The following is a 15688-nucleotide window of genomic DNA, read 5'->3' on the forward strand; positions in this document are numbered from 1 at the left end:
TAATTCCTAGAATAAAACGTCCGACGCTTCAGATAACAAGGCTTCGATCTGAGCCTCTGTCATGTTTGACATTTCATCAGTCATCGTTGCCGCGTCCTTATCGAGCAAACTTGCATTTGCGCTAAGGTCGCTTGCTTGTGATCCTAAGTCGGTCGGTGAATTGGGGATTGCAGCAGATGGGACTTCGCTTGGCTTAGGCTTGTGTTGCTCTCCAAACGCTGACTGAACACGCTTTTCAACTTCTGCAAAGCGCTCTGCTACTGATTTGTTTTTAAAAGACGGGTCACTTGCGAGCTTTTCATCAATAACTTGGGCCATTTCCCACTTGTCTGAATCATTATCACGCCACGATTTCAGATGCTTTGAACTTTCAAAAGCAGTTTGGACCGAATTATCACTTGAGGGCTCTTCTTGCTTCTGAGGCTCTTGGGATGCTTGCTTATTAGCGTTGTGCTCTCGGAGTTGTTCAGCTAAAGCGCCGACCATTTCCCCTAAGTCTGGATATTCCTCTTTGATACGTGCCAACAATTCAGGATCTTCAAGCATTTGCTTAGGCAATTTGCGTGCGTCGATACCCGCGTCTTTTAACTGACTGCTGTGCAATTCAGCTAACTGCTTAGTTTCTTCGTACTTGCTTTCCAGCTCTGCTTTTTCATCGGCTATACGTTGGCTTGCCGCTTCTGCGTCTGCCGCACGTTGTCTCGCTTTGACTAGTACATCATAAGGCAAGCTGTGCTGGCCGTTCTTACTCGTAATGTCTGTTGCTTCAACGTAGTATTTACCATCGATTTCCACAAAACCTTCAGGCACATCACCTTTTTGCTCACTCGCTTCGGATGACGATTCCGGTTTTACGTCTGTTTCAGCTTGTTCTTTGCTTTGTTCCTGTTCGGCTTCAGCTTCCGCTGCAGGCTCTTCTTTAGTGTCTACTACAGGCTCGCTTACTTCGCTGCCATCTTCATCACCAAAAAGCGTGTCACCATCAAGATCAACGTCGGCCAATGCCGCTTCGATTTCTTCTGGTGTGCCGTTTTCTAAAATATCGTCGAGATTATCCACTTATGACTCCATCACTATTTGACACATAGCTGCGAAAATTAAAGTTGTAGGCTGTACGCTGCCTTTGCGAGTTGTTGTGCATCGCACAAAAAAGCCGCCTTGGGTTTCCCTAAAGCGGCTTAATTTCTGCGTAGTACATACTTAATTGGATTTATTACCGGTAAGGTTTACGTAACCTCACATCAACACTTCCCCAGCTAATTACATAAACTGGTTTGCGTTGCTTAATACTTTGATTTATTAGCTCTGGTTTTAATTGTTGTATTTGATGGCTTTCAACAGGCTTGAAAGCTGGCATTATGAACTTTAAAAAGAAGTGTTTTAATAAGTTCATATTTAGCCCTGAATAGCTTGTTTAACTATGGTGCTAAAAATAAAGTCTTTCGCTTGTTGTTCTACCGGTAGATGGTGGAACGGGACCATACAAGGATGCTCTTTTTTATCAGCATCTTTAACCTTGCCATACTTCCAACCTTGAATAGCTTTTTCAGCCATCCAGCTATCATGTGAAGCACTAGCCGGTGCATCAGGGTTAAGGATATGAAAAGCAACCCCTTTAATCGCTGAGTCAATTTGCCATTGTGGTGCCATTTCCCAACTTGGCTGCTCTTCGCGAAGAGCTTTGCAATAGGCTCGGTTTACTTCATGGCACATTTTAGCGATTGCTGTCACCTGCCCCATATGCTCTTTTGGAATGCCCAGCTCGTCCGCGCCTTCAAAATCAGCAAACTCAATTTTGTTATATCCATCTTCGAAAGCTTCTTTAGGGCTAATTGAGACATAATCATTTTCATAAAGTACTAGATAATCACCTGCTACAGGCTTGTATCTAGCAGTCAGTTCCGTGCTTGCTAAATATGGCAGTTGAACATCAGTACCTGGTATACCGATGATTAAAGAGAGTTCTGGTTGCTCCTCTAACTTAGCTACTGATTTAATTTCAGCTGCCTGTACCACTTTGAAGCATTGAAACTCGGCCATTACTTCACGAATATGAACTGTTGCGCCATCATTACCGCACACTAAAACATTAATTAAATCTTCGGTTTGCTCGCTCATTGTTACACCTGTATTGCGTCTAGTTGCTGTTGTAAATTTGTTTGTATTGATGACTTAAGCGCTGCTACTTCTGCCTGTTTCTTCTGTACCTCAGCAAGAATATTTTGCGTTTCAGCTTGGACCTTCTCGTCTTTCACGCCTTCAGTTTCAGCTTTCTTCTGAATTTCATTGATACGTGCTTCAAGCTGCTTGTTTTCCAATACGATTTTTTGCACCTTTTGCTGAATTTCTTGTTGCTGCAGCTGCTCCATTGCTTGTTGTTTTTCAGACTGAGCTTGTGCCTGTGCTAATTCTTCCTCGGTCATATCCTCTTTAGCTTTTGGAATGTTCAAGGCTTGGCGTAAGGTTGATAGAAACTCTTCTTTGTTTGGCAAATCCATCAGCTCTACAAGCATTGGTAAAGTTGCTGCTTGAGCTTCTGGCGGTATTTGACTCATGGTGTTACTGAGTAGTGTCGCTTGTTGCTGCCTGTATGTTGGCGTGGCTTTAACTGGTGCAAGTGCCATGTGTCCGCGCCAACGTGCTACATCGTTATTGCGCTTACCTTCAGGGTTTGGTTCATTAATAACAATAGAACGGCGCTTTGCTTTATCTTCACGGTTAACAGTTACCTCGATGTTATTTTGAGGCTTAAGTTCTTCGATAATATAAGCAAGAAGCAACTCACCTACTTTGTTCCGTGAGTAATGGAAATTATCGTTTATTTCAGCAAGTGTTGTTGTGCCTTGCTCTACCAAGTTGGCAATAGCTACACCACTTGTTGCATTACTGTCTTGGCCTAACATCGAGTTATATACACCGGCACAATCTTGTATCAGCTTCATATCATGCTGCATCAAGTTAAACTGTTGTGCTGCAATGCCTACATCGTTTTGAATGCTTATTGCATCACTGGCCTTGCCTTTGTTCTTTCGTTCCGGGTTAAGCTTAATGTAGCCATCTGGCTTTTCGACCTCTTCCTTCACACGTCTATCTGATAACTGTGTTGCATCTTCATCTGCGATAACACGCCTTGCCTGCAATAAGTAGTTCAGGCGTATAACACGCGCATTAATACCATCTTGTGCTGGCATCATTCGACTAACTAAACCGTAAGGCTCGCCGCTTGCGTCTTTTTGATAACCGATGAATGGTACAAGGTTGAACATGCCACCCGGTGCTTCGCTTGGTCTATCAATAATACGATGAGGACCGATAAACCATGCTTCACGCACATTGGGGAATGCAGCATATTCCAGCTGAACCTTACCGCTATTAACAGCTGCAACATGTGCCGTATTGTTTTTATCAAACTCGATAACACGACCATCAGACAATCTAATAATGTGAGCACGCTTCCATACTTTGTAATAGATAACCTGCAGTAACACGCGTTTACGTGTTGTGTCTAACCACTCACTAGTTGACCTATTCCAGCTTTGTGCATCGCTCCATGCAGATTGCAGCGCATGATCTTCAGTGTGTTCTTCATCCAACGTTCTCAAGAAGTCTTCCCAGTGATTAACTGATTGCTCCAAGATTTCCTTATGCTCTGGGAACGTCGCTTTTGCTTCATCTAAATCAAGCCATTTACGGCGAGCAATCCAACGTGCATCACTTCTATCAGCTTCTACAGCGTGAAAGTCCCACCAAACCTCACGACGATGAATAAACTTAATTCGGTATGGTGCTGCAAAAGGAATTGGATTCTTAGTAACTTCTACCCAGCCAATGCCCGCTTTTAATTGGCTCGCGTATGCATCAGAACACGCTCGGTCACCATTTGCTAAGCGCCAATAGTCTTTAAACTTTTCATTAAGCGCCTTCGCTAGCTCTTCACCTTGCTCGTCATCAGCTGAAACCATCAAGTCAGAACGTGAACGAGCTTCTAAACCTAATACGCCATCAATTGTGGGGCCAATCATGTTGTGCACTATGTCTGGTTGCCCACGCTCTTCTAGAATAGCTTTAACTTTTGCACTTAATTGGTCGCCATCATAATACGCACAAGCTTTTGTTGCGGGTGTTCGCCAATCAGGTTGTGAGTCAATGTCACCAAGGATCGACAATAGCTTATCTAACGACAAGCCATCTTTGTTCTTTGCAAAATCAGCCATCTATTATCGTGCCATCCAAGAGTTAGGGTTGTGCGGTGCGGGAGTATTATCTTTAATGAGTTTCTTAGGCATTCTGACAAGCATTTCTTTAGCAATCATGTAGCTCATTACTTGATCATCAAAACCACCAGGCTGAGCGCCCATTCGTCCTTTTTTATCGTAAACAAAGGTGTTTAATTCGTTGGCTGTTCCGCGCCAAACAATGCCGTCCTTGTCATGTGTAAGTAGTTCATCCAAACCACTAGTGAGTATTGGTTTAGACTGTGCACTGGTATGCCATCCTACTTTTTTTGTTTCTTCGTCCGTGTCTTCACGATCAATGTGTTCTTCTGTGTAAATCCGGCTAGTCGGGTAAATCTCAACTAACTCTTGAAGTGTTGCATGGCCGTGGTTGTTACGCTCTATGCCAATAAACGCCTTGTTATACATCAGGCCAATATGCTTATTGATATGAGCAAAGCGTTTAGGATCTATATGACCAAACCAATGAGCGACTTGGCGACCGTCTGATTTCGCGCATACATCTAATGAGCTGCGATCGCCGTGCTCAAGTCCTTCTGCAACATCGCCGCCGATCGCATATTCTTCGTCATCGTCTGGCAGTTCCCAAACGAGTAAGTAACCAAGTGTTGATTGTGCTAGCTTGTCAGCTGCTTTAGATGACAGGTCCACTTTGCCATTCATCTTTTTGAGCTTGCCTGTATAGGGCTCAATTTCATAAACAATGAGAGGCTTTTTGCAACGACCTTCAACACGCATCAAATCGTCACTCGCAAAGACTTTTCGACCTGATGTTAAAAACGCTTCCATTGGCGTAGATGGAAACTCCTGTTTCATCTTGTCTTTCATGTTGCGTTCTTTGCCGATGTACCAACATATTTGCTCTTCACTGAGCGTTATTCCATTAGCCGCTTCAACTGACTTAAAGTATTTAACTTGCTCTTTAGTTAGCTTTAGTCCGCTTGTTGGGACTGCTGCAACATACTTAGGATCTTCAAACCAAGGAAAGAAGTGAAACTTAAAGTTTTGTCTCGTTAATGCAATGCCTGACTCTAGCAGCTCCATTGCTTCTACAGACATATCGAAAAAATTACCTGCAGCGCCTTCTGCTGTCGATTCAACAAATATTAATGAGCCGTCATGAACAGCATTGAATGAGCCGCTTTTAACTTCTTCTGCACGTAATGGGTATTGCGCGCATATCTTGCCGTACTCGGAAACGTGTAAGACTTGAAGTGTTCCAGAGCGGAACGAAACAGCAACACGTACCCAGCTATCATTATTAAACCAAATACCAGTGCCCGTTTTACTTTTAATCGAGCGCTTACCTGTCTTTAGCCAGCTTGGTAACCGTTCGTATGGGTAAAGTATCTTGGATGAGAATATCGCGCTTGCCTCATCTTTACCTTGGGCAATAACACCACACTGTCTGTTATCGTTAAACATAGCGTGATCAAGAATGAAAACTTGAATAGCTGTACTAAAGCCCAACTGACGCGCTTTTAATATGATGTTTAAAAACCACATGGTCATAAACAACATGGTCTGTGCCAGCCGGCAACGAAATAAAACTTCTTGGCCTTTCTCGTTAGCGATTATGTAAAGGTTGTTTAGTCGCCACCACCAACAGTCTAAATATGGCTCACAACGTTCTAACAGGTCTACATCATCTAAAGTGAAGCGTTCTTCTTCTGTTAACCAGGTGCTTTTTGGATATTTAGCGAGCTTTGGCTGCATTATTCACTTACCACCTGATCTAAGCCGTCAGTGCGACTATCAATGAAGTTATCAAGCTTGCTAGTACCACCCGCTTCTTTTCTCGCTTTCGTAGCTTCGTGTTCAGCAATTTCCGCTTGATGTTTACCGCGCTTAGTTGCATGAACCAGTGCTTTAGTTTGTTGTGATATTCTTGATGTTTCAGCAATCAACTTGCCGCGTGCGAGTGAGTCCGTTTCAAGATTTGATAGCGTTTTTATAATTGATTCAACGCGTGTAATGTTTCTATCTAGCGCTGACTCTGCTTTGAATAATGACTCATAAAACCGCGCAACTGTATCAACATCCGTTTCAGGATCTTCAAGCTTCTTATTGATCCCTTCCATGGCCTTCATAACCATGTGAATGCGTGCTCGACAAAGAGCGAGCTCATCTTCAAGGGTTGTGGCTTCTACAAGTTGATTTACTTCATTCTCGAAGTATTTTGTATAACCACCATGCGTTACAAGGTGCCGATTTCGAGTACCAGGTTTTACACCGGGCTTTTGCTTACCTTCTTTGGTTTTACGCTCTCTAGCCTTTGGTTGTTTCTTCAGGTTGGTTTGAGGTAGCTTTATATAACGTCTTGCTGTTGCGTAATTAAGGCCGTAACTTTCACAGAAATCACGCGGACCTATACCACTTTCTTCATGCTCCTTTAAGAATAATGTCTTTAAATCGTCCCATTTTGACACTACTGTTCACCGTAGCCTGCCTTGCACTCAGCTAATGCTTGTTCATCGTCACGCACTAGTTCTCTCATACGTGCTTTATGGTACTCAGCATCTTCACGGCGTTTCTGAAGTTCAAGCTCATGCTTTTTGCTCTGATAACGCCAGTTCATTAAAAACGTTATTACTGTGAACAAAATACCAAGCGCAAGGGCAATGTTATTAAGTGACAATAAGCCACCGACACCAGTACCGATACTTGCGGTGTAACTGGCTGCTGCTGTTGATTTATCCATTGTTAAATTCGCTGGCCCATTGTTTGGTTCGTTTAATGTTTTCATTGCATTTATCTATGACAAACTCTAAATACTGCGCATACGCTAACAAACTCGCGTTTCCTGCTATTTGTTTAATGTCGATGTTACAGTTGGATAGATATTCTTCCGGCGGTGTTACGTACACGTATTTTGTCTGTACCACCGTCCTTGTCACACTCGCTGGCTCTTGCGTACTTGAGCAAGCGGATAGCATCACAAGGAACGCTATCATTAGCCCATTGTTTAATAGCTTCATCGCTTGACTCTCGTAACTTGTCGATTTCAGATTGTGATGTATGTAAGCTGTTCGTTAGCTGGCTTACTTCATCTTGGTAGGCTTGATTAATGCGTGACAATGACTCTCGCTCACGTATTAATTTTTGATTCTGCTTTTCAGTTAGTTCGACGCTTTGCGCTAAGAACTCAGTTTGCATTGTTAAGTTATCAATCTCTAAGCTTTTACTTTTAATCGTTTTATTAGCTTCTGTAAGATCGTTTTCAATCGTCACAAGCTGATATGTTGCGTAAGCCAGTGCCACTAGTAATGCGACGATAGCGATTCTTTCAATGCTGCTGAATAGTGCTTTGAACATTTGCTACTCCATCAAGACATATTGAACGCTCTTTTTCTCTTCGTATGATTAAGCCTGGTAACTTTTGGCCTTTAGCAAAAATCCATCGAGACAACTCATTGCAAGCGCCAATGCGATCATTGTTGTTTAGTTTTTTAAGTAATGTGCTGCTTTGGAAGTTGCCTGAGCCTACGTTGTAGTGAAATGATAAATACGCAATGTGCTCGCCTTGGCTCAGCTTTGTATTAATAGCGCTCATTAGCTGTTCGTTATGAGTTGCCAAATCATCAGCTAACAAGTTCAAACACTCATCTTCTGTGTACTCTTTGCCAACAACAGCTGTTTCAGTATGGCCATAGCAAGTGGTTGCAATGCCAACAGGGTCAACATAGCCAGTTAACTCTTGGCCCTCAAAAGTAGCGATTGTTACACCTGCAGCCGCAAGAATGCCGGAAAACCCCAGCGCTATAAGTTTTCCTGCTTTCATAGTTTGTTCTCAAATTTAGGCATAAAAAAACCCGCGAGGTGCGGGTTGTTAAAAATAACAATAAAACTATTTTTCTAATATTTTTCTTATATTTCGTAAGCTATTGATGGTATCTATTACTTCATGATGCCTCGGTATGACTATATTATTCACACTATCGAGTTTATATATATTTTGCAGCGTATTTATTTCAACTTTAATTCCATCTAGCTTTTCATTGATTGACGAATTTTCAAAAAGAAGTTGTCGGTATGCGCCTCTACTTTTTTTCAGCTCTTTTGTTAACTCTATTGCTTCGTTGTGAGCCTTAAGATGAAGTTCTTCAGCTTCAAGCTGCTTTTCTTTTATTTCATTTCTTGAGATTTCATAAATACTGGAGCGTTCTTTTTCAGTGGCAATATCACTCAATAATTTTGAATTTTCTTCACGCTCTTTAATTAAACTTTTTTGTACTTCTTTTTCTCTTCTTAATAATTCATCATATTTATTTGTTAAGTCATGGGCCCTAGATTTAGTTATAGATAATTCATCTAGTATTTGTAAATGTTCATCATTGGAAACCATCTCCTTCCAGCCCTTGGAATGAAGCCATTTATTAAACCAATTGCCCGCAAAGCGTTTCAAAAGTTCTACAAGGTTATTTACCCAAGGGATGACAACAATAATGACTATTGTAAGCAGAAAAGGGTAAATGTAATGCCATTCGTAAGGGATTTGCTGTAATTTAAGGCTTGGCTTTAACGGCTCATAAAAGAACCAATAAAGTAGCTTCCAGTTCCAAGTACAAGAAACCCAAAAAAAAGTAAAAATGAATGGGCTTGCTAATCTTTCTCTGAATAGGTCCAGAGTACTACTATCATCTTGAACGGTCATTTTACATCCCTTTAAAACTAAAAATCCGCCAAGTCATAAACTAAGCGGATTTCTTCAACATGGAAAATACTATATCAGGATTGGGGGGTTTGCAAGTTAGAGTCGTCATTTTCTGACTCAACAAAAAATGGTTTAAAATAAGGTAGAGACTTAGAAAAGACTTCATCGAAATGTTCATCGCTCATCAAGCCTAGCATATTTATCAAAAATAACGCCCTCTGCAAATCAATTGCAAACAACGCTATATCAAAATCCGTACCAGAGTTTGAGTGTAATTTTATATGTACCCCAATAAACATAAAGTTTTCAGTTACAATTCTTAGTTGCTCTTCTAAAACAACGCCTTTTGCTGAAGTATCCAACTGGCTTAATCTATCAAAGCTTACTATGGGGTTGTCTTTATTAAAGATGACATTACTAGATTTCAAATTAGCATTTTGAATTTCGAGATGAGTGTTCTCAGGAAAAGCATGCTTGTATAGCCTTTCAGATAAAATTAACAAGCTCTCCCCTTCAACTTTAGAATTATACCTAAACATTTTCTTACTTAACGTTAACAAATTATCTAATTTATCCTTAAACCTTTGTATATGCTCATGATAAAGCAAGAAACTTTCTTTTTTCATGTAAAGTGACAATTGACTCTCAAGTCTATCAGACTGTTTTTGAGCTATCTTTAATTGTTCAAAAGCTAAATTTTGCTGCATCTTTGATAATCTTAGCTGCTCGGAAAACTGCAAACTTCTAGCGTATAAACCCAATAACGTTGTTATAGTTACCATTAATACAAAAAGTCTAATGGGTAATGCAAACGCAGCCTCTATGCCTACCCAATTAGATAACTTCATTACATCATAGTCGATTTGATTTCCAACAAGTGCAAACTGAGCACCTAATAGCAGTAACGGTAAAATCCAAGTTAACGAAAGAGAAATTTCAAACCTAAACCTCCACTTTTCATATTCCTTTTCTTGATAGTTCTTGTGCTTACTAACTAAGTCCAGATTTTCCATAAACTAACCCTTAAACAACACTTTTTACACTTCCTCTATGCATTCGCACAGAACTAATCACAACTCCTTCAAAAAGGTACTCATCATGCTTGGTAACTTTTACTGGTGGGTATTCATCGCTTGCAGAAAGCAGTAAGTTATTTTTGAGGTCAGCAATTTTACAAACAAACACACCGTTGTACGCACAAACAATAACATCGCCCTGCTTAACATCAACGCTGCGGTCAATGATTAGCAAGTCACCGTCAAAAATTCCGACTCCTTCCATAGAACGACCGCTGGCTATTCCATAAAAAGTTGCATCTTTGTTCTTTTCAATTAACCCCGCAACTCCATTTTGAAATGCATTATAACTATCTCCTTTAATTACATTACTTAGCAACACGCTCATAGCTCTACCTGTTTTTGAGTTTTACATAACATTAATAATTAGTGGTTTCTCAAAATATTAAAATCAGTAAATTCTGAGTCCTGCTAGGTATAGTTCGTATTTCATTAGGGCTAGGTTAACTGTTTTTATCTCGCTCAATTTTGTCAGCCAAGGCTCTTAGCTTATAAGCAATCGTCGCTTTGGTATCATTCTTATTGAAATAAGCCTCTAAATGTTCATTGTCGATATCTAGAGCTAATGTGAAATTACAGTAATCGCCAAATCCTACTGGCTGTACTTTAATGTTAGCGAGCTTTTTTTGCATGTTACCTCCTTTAAATGCTATGCCGACCTTCTTTTATCATAGCGCATTTAATCGTAATTCTGCGCACTCTGGTAATTATGCTTTATTTTATATATTAATTAAATCAAATAGCTAAAGTGGAATATGAGATACTGCGCAGTAATAGTGCGCAGAAAATTTGCAAATGTCTTGTTTTAAAAAGTTAAAAGCGGAAAAGTAAAAGCCCAGACTACTGGGCTTAATGATGTTATGATGATGGTAAGTTATCTAAGTTATCCTTTACCTTTTTGTTGGGTGGAGTCCTAATGTGTTTATCCTTATTGCTCGGGTTTACTACAACTAAATCTAGCACTCCTTTTTCCGCTAGCTTTATTGCCTGATCCTTATTATAAAACCTCTTATTACCTTCACCCTTAACAGCAATGATATTTCCTTTTTTATCTTTTTTGGCTGCTATAATTCGCTTTTTTGTCATTTTTTATTCCTCTAAAGAGGAAACTAGCTTAAAATATTAGTGTCAACATTATTTGTACTAGTTTCTGTATGAATAATTGCTACCAAACGATTGTTTGGTAGCGCCTTAACTACTTTGAGGGCTATAAAATCGCCCACATCAACATCATAATACAAAACAACTGCTCCGACCAGTTATTTTAAGCTACATCTTCCATCTTTTCATAGATGTTTTTAAATATACCTCTCTCCCATTCACTAATTAGCCTTAAAAGCTCTTTGGTTACTTCGTCATGTGCACAGCTGTAGCTTTTGTGATTGATACCGATGATCTGGCAACGGCTTCTCTTTGATATTGGCCTACGCCCTCTACCATGGCAGTGAATGCAAATATCAGGGCTTGGACTTGTTGCTTTCTCCCCAGGTGCTAAACCGCTTCCATCACATTCATTACATACCGGCTGTACGTGCTCATATATTGCCGACATTACCAGGCCGTTCAATGTTTCTGGCTTTATCTTGTACTGTCGTATTTTGATAAACAAGGTTGCATGCATCGTTAAAGAGCGCACTACGCGTTTAAGCCTCTGCTCTTCACCTACATATCGAAAGTAAGCCCAGCTTGTTTGACATGGTGGCAGTCCAGCAAGTGCATGTGCTGCCGTTCTCCAATCGATAACGTCTTGACCGCTGCCGCCAAACGTACCAGTTAGATTAAGTGTTTTAGTTGTTAGTTTTGCTAGTAGTTTAATCGGCTGCATTCTATTTACCCCCAAAGCGCAATCATTGCTGCGTCACGTTTGTCTTCGTTTGTTCGGCCTTGCCATCCAGTGATTTTATTAAAGTAATTTCCATCTTTTTTAGCTTGTCGCTTATGTTGCCCTTTAAGAGGTCTTACTTTAGTAACTCGGTAACCTTGGCTTTCAAGTACTTCACAAATTAGTCGAGCAGTCGCTTTACACGCTCCTACGTCTTGGCAAATTTTTTCGCGTACAGAGCGCTTGTTCTTAACTTTCTCACCGAATAGTGGCTTTATTGCTTCGGGGTTTTCTACTTTGATTGTGATTGACTCTTTTGGGCCAGCTGCAGCGATGTATTCAAATAGGTCAACAAAGCTCAGTGATTCAAGGTGTAAAATAGTTTTTCCTTGAATGACAGCAATACCACTTTTCACAAAGTCGGGATCTATTCCAATAGTTAGCATGCGCTTGGTACCTCGATTAAACCTTGCTCTAATAGAATTGATTGCGTTCTGATCATCCCTTCATATGCATACAAACGATTGATACGCGGATCACCTGCTCGGGTTCTGTTATCAATAACATCGTGGCATGCTGAGCACGCATACGTTGCATGTATGTCATCACACTTCTGGCCCATACCTGAGCCTTTCCCTACATGCGCAAGTACCACTGTTTCACTATTGCCATTGCACACACCAGGTATGCGCACTTGGCATTGTTGGCCTCTGGCGCTATTTCGAATTTTCTTACTAATGAGCGACATTTGTTTCCCCATATAGAGCGAGCATGTATAAATCGTCAGGCCTTGTTAGCATTAGCTCTAAGTACTCTGCGCAGTATTGCTCTAGCCAATTGAGGTATTCAGTAAACTCTTTGGTATTCAATTTTCGAGTGCGTTTTCTGACAATGATTGGCTCTTCATTGCCTGCTTGGATAACGCGCACACCAAACTTTTTGCGCACAAATACTTCGTGAACATCTTCTGAGCTGTTTTCTTGTCCAAAATGCTCTCGCAAGTGTTCAGCTATTTCCTGATTCCATACCCACATAAGTCGGTTTTGAGCTAAAGAACGCTTTGCCTTGAATTCTTTGAACTCAATCACAACGTCTTTACCAAAGCGCAGCATATCTCTTACTGCTTGCCCTATTTGAGGCAAGTAATACTGCGCATTAGTAGCCGTTATTACTTTCTTTGCCATTTACGCAGCCTTCTCAGGTTCTTTTGCTGACTCTTGTTTGGCTACTTCCTCTTGATGTGCCAGTTTCAATACTTCTGCAGTTGCAGCTAGCATTGAGTCACGTAAATCACGGGGCAAGTTGTATCGCTCAGTGATCACTGTTGTTGACTTAACCAGTAGTTCAATTGCTTTATTCACATTTGCCTGGCTTCCCTCTTGGATAGCTTTTGCTGCATGCCCTTTTGCAGCTGATAGGAACCCATCACTGATCAGCTCGCCGGTTGGTGATAGTTGCTGTAATGTGCTTTTCTTAACTTGTGCCATGATTAACCTCTATGCGGTTCTTGCTTGTTTAAATGTTTTTTCCATTTCAGCGTTGAGCGAATAACCCTGATGTGATGGAACTTTATTTGATGTGAAGTTACCCGGGTGAGCTTTTACATTACTCATTTGATTTGCAGCTTTACGATGCTGACGGCGGGACTCTTCACGTTTTATCTTTTCCTGCTTAAATGCTTCTTTCTGATCTTTGATGTACTGAGGAACACTTTGAACACCAGCAAGTTTTGCTGCTCTGGCCATTATTCTATTGCCTGCTGCAGTAGCTGCATTTAAGTCTCTTGCGCTTGGGTCATTTATTCCTTTAAGCACCGCTTCCTTGGCCTTACGCGCTTCAACGACTGCAAGCCAATACCCATCACCTAAAATCTCTTTTAGTGCACGGATGAATTGCTTTTGGTCTTGTTCGTAAGACTTCATGGCTCACCCCACGTACTTCAAGTAAGCCGGTGGTGCTGAGTACTCAAGCTTTAGCGGTATAGGGCTCAGTTCTCCTTTGCCATATAGCTCTGCAAGGTTTGTGTATTTCTCTTTAGCCATTTTCTGCCAAGCGCTATCAGTAAGATTTGCTCTTGCTGCAGCAATACTTTGGTTAAGCCAGTAAACTAAAGGCTCAGACCATTCTTTGTCCTTGCCGTAGTTTTTAATTCGTTGGTCGTTTATCTCAGCCATGCATTGCGCAAGTGTTGGCATACCGCGGGCATGCAAGCATAAAATTTTAAATTCAATGGGGTTTGGCGCGTGACGTTCTGAAACAGATCGTGTTCTAGCTAAGTTAAGCGCAGCTCTGATTTCCTTTACCAAAAACTTCATGCCAAAAAGTTGATTCGCATATTCAATTGCTGTCTGCTCTAAGTTTCCACGCCAATTAAAATCACTTGCTGGGTAGTAAGCTCTTAGCGCTGGCAATATCTCACCACCGATCAGGCTTGCAAGCGCTTGATCAGGACAACGTTGCGATTGATTGAGTGTCGATACTTGATTGTTCATCCGATCACCTCGTCATCATGAAGTGCTGGCATGTGTGCCACCGCTGCTTGCATTGCAGCTAGTTGGTCACCAACGTTGTTAGATTTGCGTTGGCTAAAATGACTTGGTGCTGATGGGCGGTCCTGCTCTCTCGATAACCAGCTAACAATAAATCGCGGCATACCTCGCTGTGTTTTACGACGAGTGGGATTTGCATTACTCCACGAATACATTTCTCGTAGCTGCTGTAAAACATTTACTGCCGGATACGTTTCAGACCATTCATCAATTTGGGTTTGAGTTATTTCGTAGCGTTCATCTTTTTTGTTTGTCGGTATCCATGCGACGGCTGGTTCAGAGCCTTGCTCTGAGCAAGAATTAACTTTAGTTAATTCTTTATCTTTAGAGTTGTCTTTAAGACTTTCTTTTGTGTGTACTGTTTCAGTACTAGCATGTGTTACCGTTTCAGTACTAGTAAGTGTTACTGTTTCAGTACTGTACTGTTTTGGTTTTTTGCTAGTACTGTTTTGGTAACACTTCTTAGGTTTATGCTCTGTCCATTCACTCGTTTTTTTATTGATTTCTATTTCGCCTTGAGTTCCGCCTGTACGGATAATCAGCTTCATTTCAATCAATTCGTTCAATACTTCGCTACAGCGCGCTCTTGGCATATTAGTAATCTCAGATAACTGAGAGCCACTAATGCGGTCACGCTTCTTCTGAAAGCCATACGTCTTACGTATGACTGCTAGAAACACCTTATATTGACGCTTTGTCATATCGTGACTAATCGCAGCATCCAGCAATGTATTTGCTAGGCGCGTAAAGCCTTTTTCTAAACTTGCCACAGTAACGACCTCGGCCTGTTTTGTTTGCTCCTGGCTACATGGGAACTTGTAAATCTCTGCTAAATTAGCCATACTTACTCCTGTTATTACTGAACCCGCTATCGTGCCGACCAAAGCTGATGCGGGTTTTGTTTTATCTGCGAGTTACATCAGCCTTTGCTGTAGCTCGCGCCTTAAATTCATTTGCTTTATTCAGTTTTCTTCTTCCAATAACCACGCAACCAATTAAGTCAATTACAAAAGCCATCACAGCTAACATGGCTAATAAATCAGAAATTGTTTTATGTTTACTGACGAGAGTACTTATCACCATCAACAGCACCCCAATGCTTATAGAGTGACGAACTATAAAGCTCATACTCAACGCCTAAACTGCCGTCTTTGTATTTCTTGAAGTTCAGCGCATCCAATACACAAATTCGTTTTAACTGCCTTTCTACGCTCTTCAGGAATATCAGCACCGCACTCAATACAATCTAATGACTCTTGAATATCTTCTTGTTTTAACTTCGCTAACTGTCTTTCTTGTTCTCGCTCTATTTCAATTTGAGCGTTATCAGCTGCATCCATTACGACTCCATT

At 41.0% G+C, this 15688-nt stretch carries 24 protein-coding genes; all 24 read right to left on the reverse strand.

The genetic code is table 11. The features are described from left to right. Window positions 1-6 precede the first annotated feature (6 nt). The 24 genes from PASHI_RS00135 to PASHI_RS00250 all read right to left on the reverse strand — a co-directional run bounded on the left by PASHI_RS00135 (window position 7) and on the right by PASHI_RS00250 (window position 15676). The gene (locus PASHI_RS00135; protein WP_062564159.1) at window positions 7-1059 is read right to left on the reverse strand and encodes a hypothetical protein; all 1053 of its coding nucleotides are present in this window, start codon (window positions 1057-1059) and stop codon (window positions 7-9) included. Window positions 1060-1395: 336 nt separating this feature from the next. Beyond that, entirely contained in the window at window positions 1396-2118 is a 723-nt protein-coding gene (locus PASHI_RS22120; RefSeq protein ID WP_208855475.1) for a RyR domain-containing protein, read from the reverse strand. Between the two features lie 2 nt (window positions 2119-2120). After that, the gene (locus PASHI_RS00150; RefSeq protein ID WP_062564161.1) at window positions 2121-4214 is read right to left on the reverse strand and encodes a portal protein; all 2094 of its coding nucleotides are present in this window, start codon (window positions 4212-4214) and stop codon (window positions 2121-2123) included. 3 nt (window positions 4215-4217) lie between these two features. Further along, the gene (locus PASHI_RS00155) at window positions 4218-5951 is read right to left on the reverse strand and encodes a terminase large subunit (protein WP_208855476.1); all 1734 of its coding nucleotides are present in this window, start codon (window positions 5949-5951) and stop codon (window positions 4218-4220) included. After that, window positions 5951-6664, reverse strand: a complete 714-nt coding sequence (locus PASHI_RS00160) for a hypothetical protein (protein ID WP_062564162.1) — start codon at window positions 6662-6664, stop codon at window positions 5951-5953. The genes PASHI_RS00155 and PASHI_RS00160 overlap by 1 nt, the downstream gene beginning before the upstream one ends. Next, window positions 6664-6981, reverse strand: a complete 318-nt coding sequence (locus PASHI_RS00165; protein ID WP_062564163.1) for an HP1 family phage holin — start codon at window positions 6979-6981, stop codon at window positions 6664-6666. Before PASHI_RS00165 ends, PASHI_RS00160 begins: the two co-directional genes overlap by 1 nt. Further along, a complete protein-coding gene (lysC, locus tag PASHI_RS22395; RefSeq protein ID WP_425272492.1) occupies window positions 6929-7171 on the reverse strand; it encodes an Rz1-like lysis system protein LysC in 243 nt (80 codons plus the stop codon). Before lysC ends, PASHI_RS00165 begins: the two co-directional genes overlap by 53 nt. Further along, window positions 7062-7550: a hypothetical protein gene (locus PASHI_RS00170; protein ID WP_062564164.1), complete on the reverse strand. Its 489-nt coding sequence runs from the start codon at window positions 7548-7550 to the stop codon at window positions 7062-7064. Before PASHI_RS00170 ends, lysC begins: the two co-directional genes overlap by 110 nt. Continuing rightward, window positions 7522-8016, reverse strand: a complete 495-nt coding sequence (locus tag PASHI_RS00175; RefSeq protein WP_062564165.1) for a lysozyme — start codon at window positions 8014-8016, stop codon at window positions 7522-7524. Before PASHI_RS00175 ends, PASHI_RS00170 begins: the two co-directional genes overlap by 29 nt. Window positions 8017-8082: 66 nt before the next feature. After that, window positions 8083-8889 carry a hypothetical protein gene (locus tag PASHI_RS00180; protein WP_062564166.1) on the reverse strand — a complete coding sequence of 269 codons (807 nt, stop codon included), beginning with the start codon at window positions 8887-8889 and terminating at the stop codon, window positions 8083-8085. A 74-nt stretch (window positions 8890-8963) separates the two neighbouring features. Next, a complete protein-coding gene (locus tag PASHI_RS00185) occupies window positions 8964-9902 on the reverse strand; it encodes a hypothetical protein (protein WP_062564167.1) in 939 nt (312 codons plus the stop codon). Window positions 9903-9912: 10 nt separating this feature from the next. Next, a complete protein-coding gene (locus PASHI_RS00190) occupies window positions 9913-10293 on the reverse strand; it encodes a LexA family protein (RefSeq protein ID WP_156426435.1) in 381 nt (126 codons plus the stop codon). 115 nt (window positions 10294-10408) lie between these two features. Next, window positions 10409-10597, reverse strand: coding sequence for a hypothetical protein (locus PASHI_RS00195; RefSeq protein ID WP_062564168.1), 189 nt, complete (start codon window positions 10595-10597; stop codon window positions 10409-10411). 226 nt (window positions 10598-10823) lie between these two features. Further along, on the reverse strand, window positions 10824-11051 hold the full coding sequence (locus tag PASHI_RS00200; RefSeq protein WP_062564169.1) for a DUF3892 domain-containing protein: 228 nt from the start codon (window positions 11049-11051) through the stop codon (window positions 10824-10826). Window positions 11052-11229: 178 nt separating this feature from the next. Continuing rightward, the gene (locus PASHI_RS00205) at window positions 11230-11805 is read right to left on the reverse strand and encodes a hypothetical protein (RefSeq protein WP_156426436.1); all 576 of its coding nucleotides are present in this window, start codon (window positions 11803-11805) and stop codon (window positions 11230-11232) included. Further along, window positions 11796-12233, reverse strand: coding sequence for a hypothetical protein (locus PASHI_RS00210; RefSeq protein ID WP_062564171.1), 438 nt, complete (start codon window positions 12231-12233; stop codon window positions 11796-11798). The genes PASHI_RS00205 and PASHI_RS00210 overlap by 10 nt, the downstream gene beginning before the upstream one ends. Next, window positions 12227-12535, reverse strand: coding sequence for a DUF1364 domain-containing protein (locus tag PASHI_RS00215; protein WP_062564172.1), 309 nt, complete (start codon window positions 12533-12535; stop codon window positions 12227-12229). The genes PASHI_RS00210 and PASHI_RS00215 overlap by 7 nt, the downstream gene beginning before the upstream one ends. Further along, on the reverse strand, window positions 12522-12971 hold the full coding sequence (locus PASHI_RS00220) for a recombination protein NinB (RefSeq protein WP_062564173.1): 450 nt from the start codon (window positions 12969-12971) through the stop codon (window positions 12522-12524). Before PASHI_RS00220 ends, PASHI_RS00215 begins: the two co-directional genes overlap by 14 nt. Further along, window positions 12972-13274 carry a hypothetical protein gene (locus tag PASHI_RS00225; protein ID WP_062564174.1) on the reverse strand — a complete coding sequence of 101 codons (303 nt, stop codon included), beginning with the start codon at window positions 13272-13274 and terminating at the stop codon, window positions 12972-12974. 9 nt (window positions 13275-13283) lie between these two features. Then, entirely contained in the window at window positions 13284-13709 is a 426-nt protein-coding gene (locus PASHI_RS00230) for a hypothetical protein (protein ID WP_062564175.1), read from the reverse strand. 3 nt (window positions 13710-13712) lie between these two features. Then, window positions 13713-14279 carry a hypothetical protein gene (locus PASHI_RS00235; protein ID WP_062564176.1) on the reverse strand — a complete coding sequence of 189 codons (567 nt, stop codon included), beginning with the start codon at window positions 14277-14279 and terminating at the stop codon, window positions 13713-13715. Next, window positions 14276-15178 carry a replication protein gene (locus tag PASHI_RS00240; protein ID WP_062564177.1) on the reverse strand — a complete coding sequence of 301 codons (903 nt, stop codon included), beginning with the start codon at window positions 15176-15178 and terminating at the stop codon, window positions 14276-14278. Before PASHI_RS00240 ends, PASHI_RS00235 begins: the two co-directional genes overlap by 4 nt. Before the next feature lie 61 nt (window positions 15179-15239). Next, window positions 15240-15464 carry a hypothetical protein gene (locus PASHI_RS00245; protein WP_062564178.1) on the reverse strand — a complete coding sequence of 75 codons (225 nt, stop codon included), beginning with the start codon at window positions 15462-15464 and terminating at the stop codon, window positions 15240-15242. A gap of 2 nt (window positions 15465-15466) precedes the next feature. Beyond that, window positions 15467-15676 (reverse strand): TraR/DksA C4-type zinc finger protein, encoded by a 210-nt coding sequence (locus PASHI_RS00250; RefSeq protein ID WP_062564179.1) that lies wholly within the window; start codon window positions 15674-15676, stop codon window positions 15467-15469. Window positions 15677-15688 lie beyond the last annotated feature (12 nt).

This window comes from Pseudoalteromonas shioyasakiensis, assembly GCF_001550135.1.
In the GTDB taxonomy this organism is placed as follows: domain Bacteria; phylum Pseudomonadota; class Gammaproteobacteria; order Enterobacterales; family Alteromonadaceae; genus Pseudoalteromonas; species Pseudoalteromonas shioyasakiensis.

Bases quoted from the DNA above. Each gene is read 5' to 3' on its own strand.
- PASHI_RS22120 (WP_208855475.1), bottom strand. From the start codon at position 2,118: ATGAGCGAGCAAACCGAAGATTTAATTAATGTTTTAGTGTGCGGTAAT.
- PASHI_RS00150 (WP_062564161.1), bottom strand. From the start codon at position 4,214: ATGGCTGATTTTGCAAAGAACAAAGATGGCTTGTCGTTAGATAAGCTA.
- PASHI_RS00155 (WP_208855476.1), bottom strand. From the start codon at position 5,951: ATGCAGCCAAAGCTCGCTAAATATCCAAAAAGCACCTGGTTAACAGAA.
- PASHI_RS00165 (WP_062564163.1), bottom strand. From the start codon at position 6,981: ATGAAAACATTAAACGAACCAAACAATGGGCCAGCGAATTTAACAATG.
- lysC (WP_425272492.1), bottom strand. From the start codon at position 7,171: ATGCTATCCGCTTGCTCAAGTACGCAAGAGCCAGCGAGTGTGACAAGG.
- PASHI_RS00170 (WP_062564164.1), bottom strand. From the start codon at position 7,550: ATGTTCAAAGCACTATTCAGCAGCATTGAAAGAATCGCTATCGTCGCA.
- PASHI_RS00175 (WP_062564165.1), bottom strand. From the start codon at position 8,016: ATGAAAGCAGGAAAACTTATAGCGCTGGGGTTTTCCGGCATTCTTGCG.
- PASHI_RS00180 (WP_062564166.1), bottom strand. From the start codon at position 8,889: ATGACCGTTCAAGATGATAGTAGTACTCTGGACCTATTCAGAGAAAGA.
- PASHI_RS00185 (WP_062564167.1), bottom strand. From the start codon at position 9,902: ATGGAAAATCTGGACTTAGTTAGTAAGCACAAGAACTATCAAGAAAAG.
- PASHI_RS00190 (WP_156426435.1), bottom strand. From the start codon at position 10,293: ATGAGCGTGTTGCTAAGTAATGTAATTAAAGGAGATAGTTATAATGCA.
- PASHI_RS00195 (WP_062564168.1), bottom strand. From the start codon at position 10,597: ATGCAAAAAAAGCTCGCTAACATTAAAGTACAGCCAGTAGGATTTGGC.
- PASHI_RS00200 (WP_062564169.1), bottom strand. From the start codon at position 11,051: ATGACAAAAAAGCGAATTATAGCAGCCAAAAAAGATAAAAAAGGAAAT.
- PASHI_RS00210 (WP_062564171.1), bottom strand. From the start codon at position 12,233: ATGCTAACTATTGGAATAGATCCCGACTTTGTGAAAAGTGGTATTGCT.
- PASHI_RS00215 (WP_062564172.1), bottom strand. From the start codon at position 12,535: ATGTCGCTCATTAGTAAGAAAATTCGAAATAGCGCCAGAGGCCAACAA.
- PASHI_RS00220 (WP_062564173.1), bottom strand. From the start codon at position 12,971: ATGGCAAAGAAAGTAATAACGGCTACTAATGCGCAGTATTACTTGCCT.
- PASHI_RS00225 (WP_062564174.1), bottom strand. From the start codon at position 13,274: ATGGCACAAGTTAAGAAAAGCACATTACAGCAACTATCACCAACCGGC.
- PASHI_RS00230 (WP_062564175.1), bottom strand. From the start codon at position 13,709: ATGAAGTCTTACGAACAAGACCAAAAGCAATTCATCCGTGCACTAAAA.
- PASHI_RS00235 (WP_062564176.1), bottom strand. From the start codon at position 14,279: ATGAACAATCAAGTATCGACACTCAATCAATCGCAACGTTGTCCTGAT.
- PASHI_RS00240 (WP_062564177.1), bottom strand. From the start codon at position 15,178: ATGGCTAATTTAGCAGAGATTTACAAGTTCCCATGTAGCCAGGAGCAA.
- PASHI_RS00245 (WP_062564178.1), bottom strand. From the start codon at position 15,464: ATGAGCTTTATAGTTCGTCACTCTATAAGCATTGGGGTGCTGTTGATG.
- PASHI_RS00250 (WP_062564179.1), bottom strand. From the start codon at position 15,676: ATGGATGCAGCTGATAACGCTCAAATTGAAATAGAGCGAGAACAAGAA.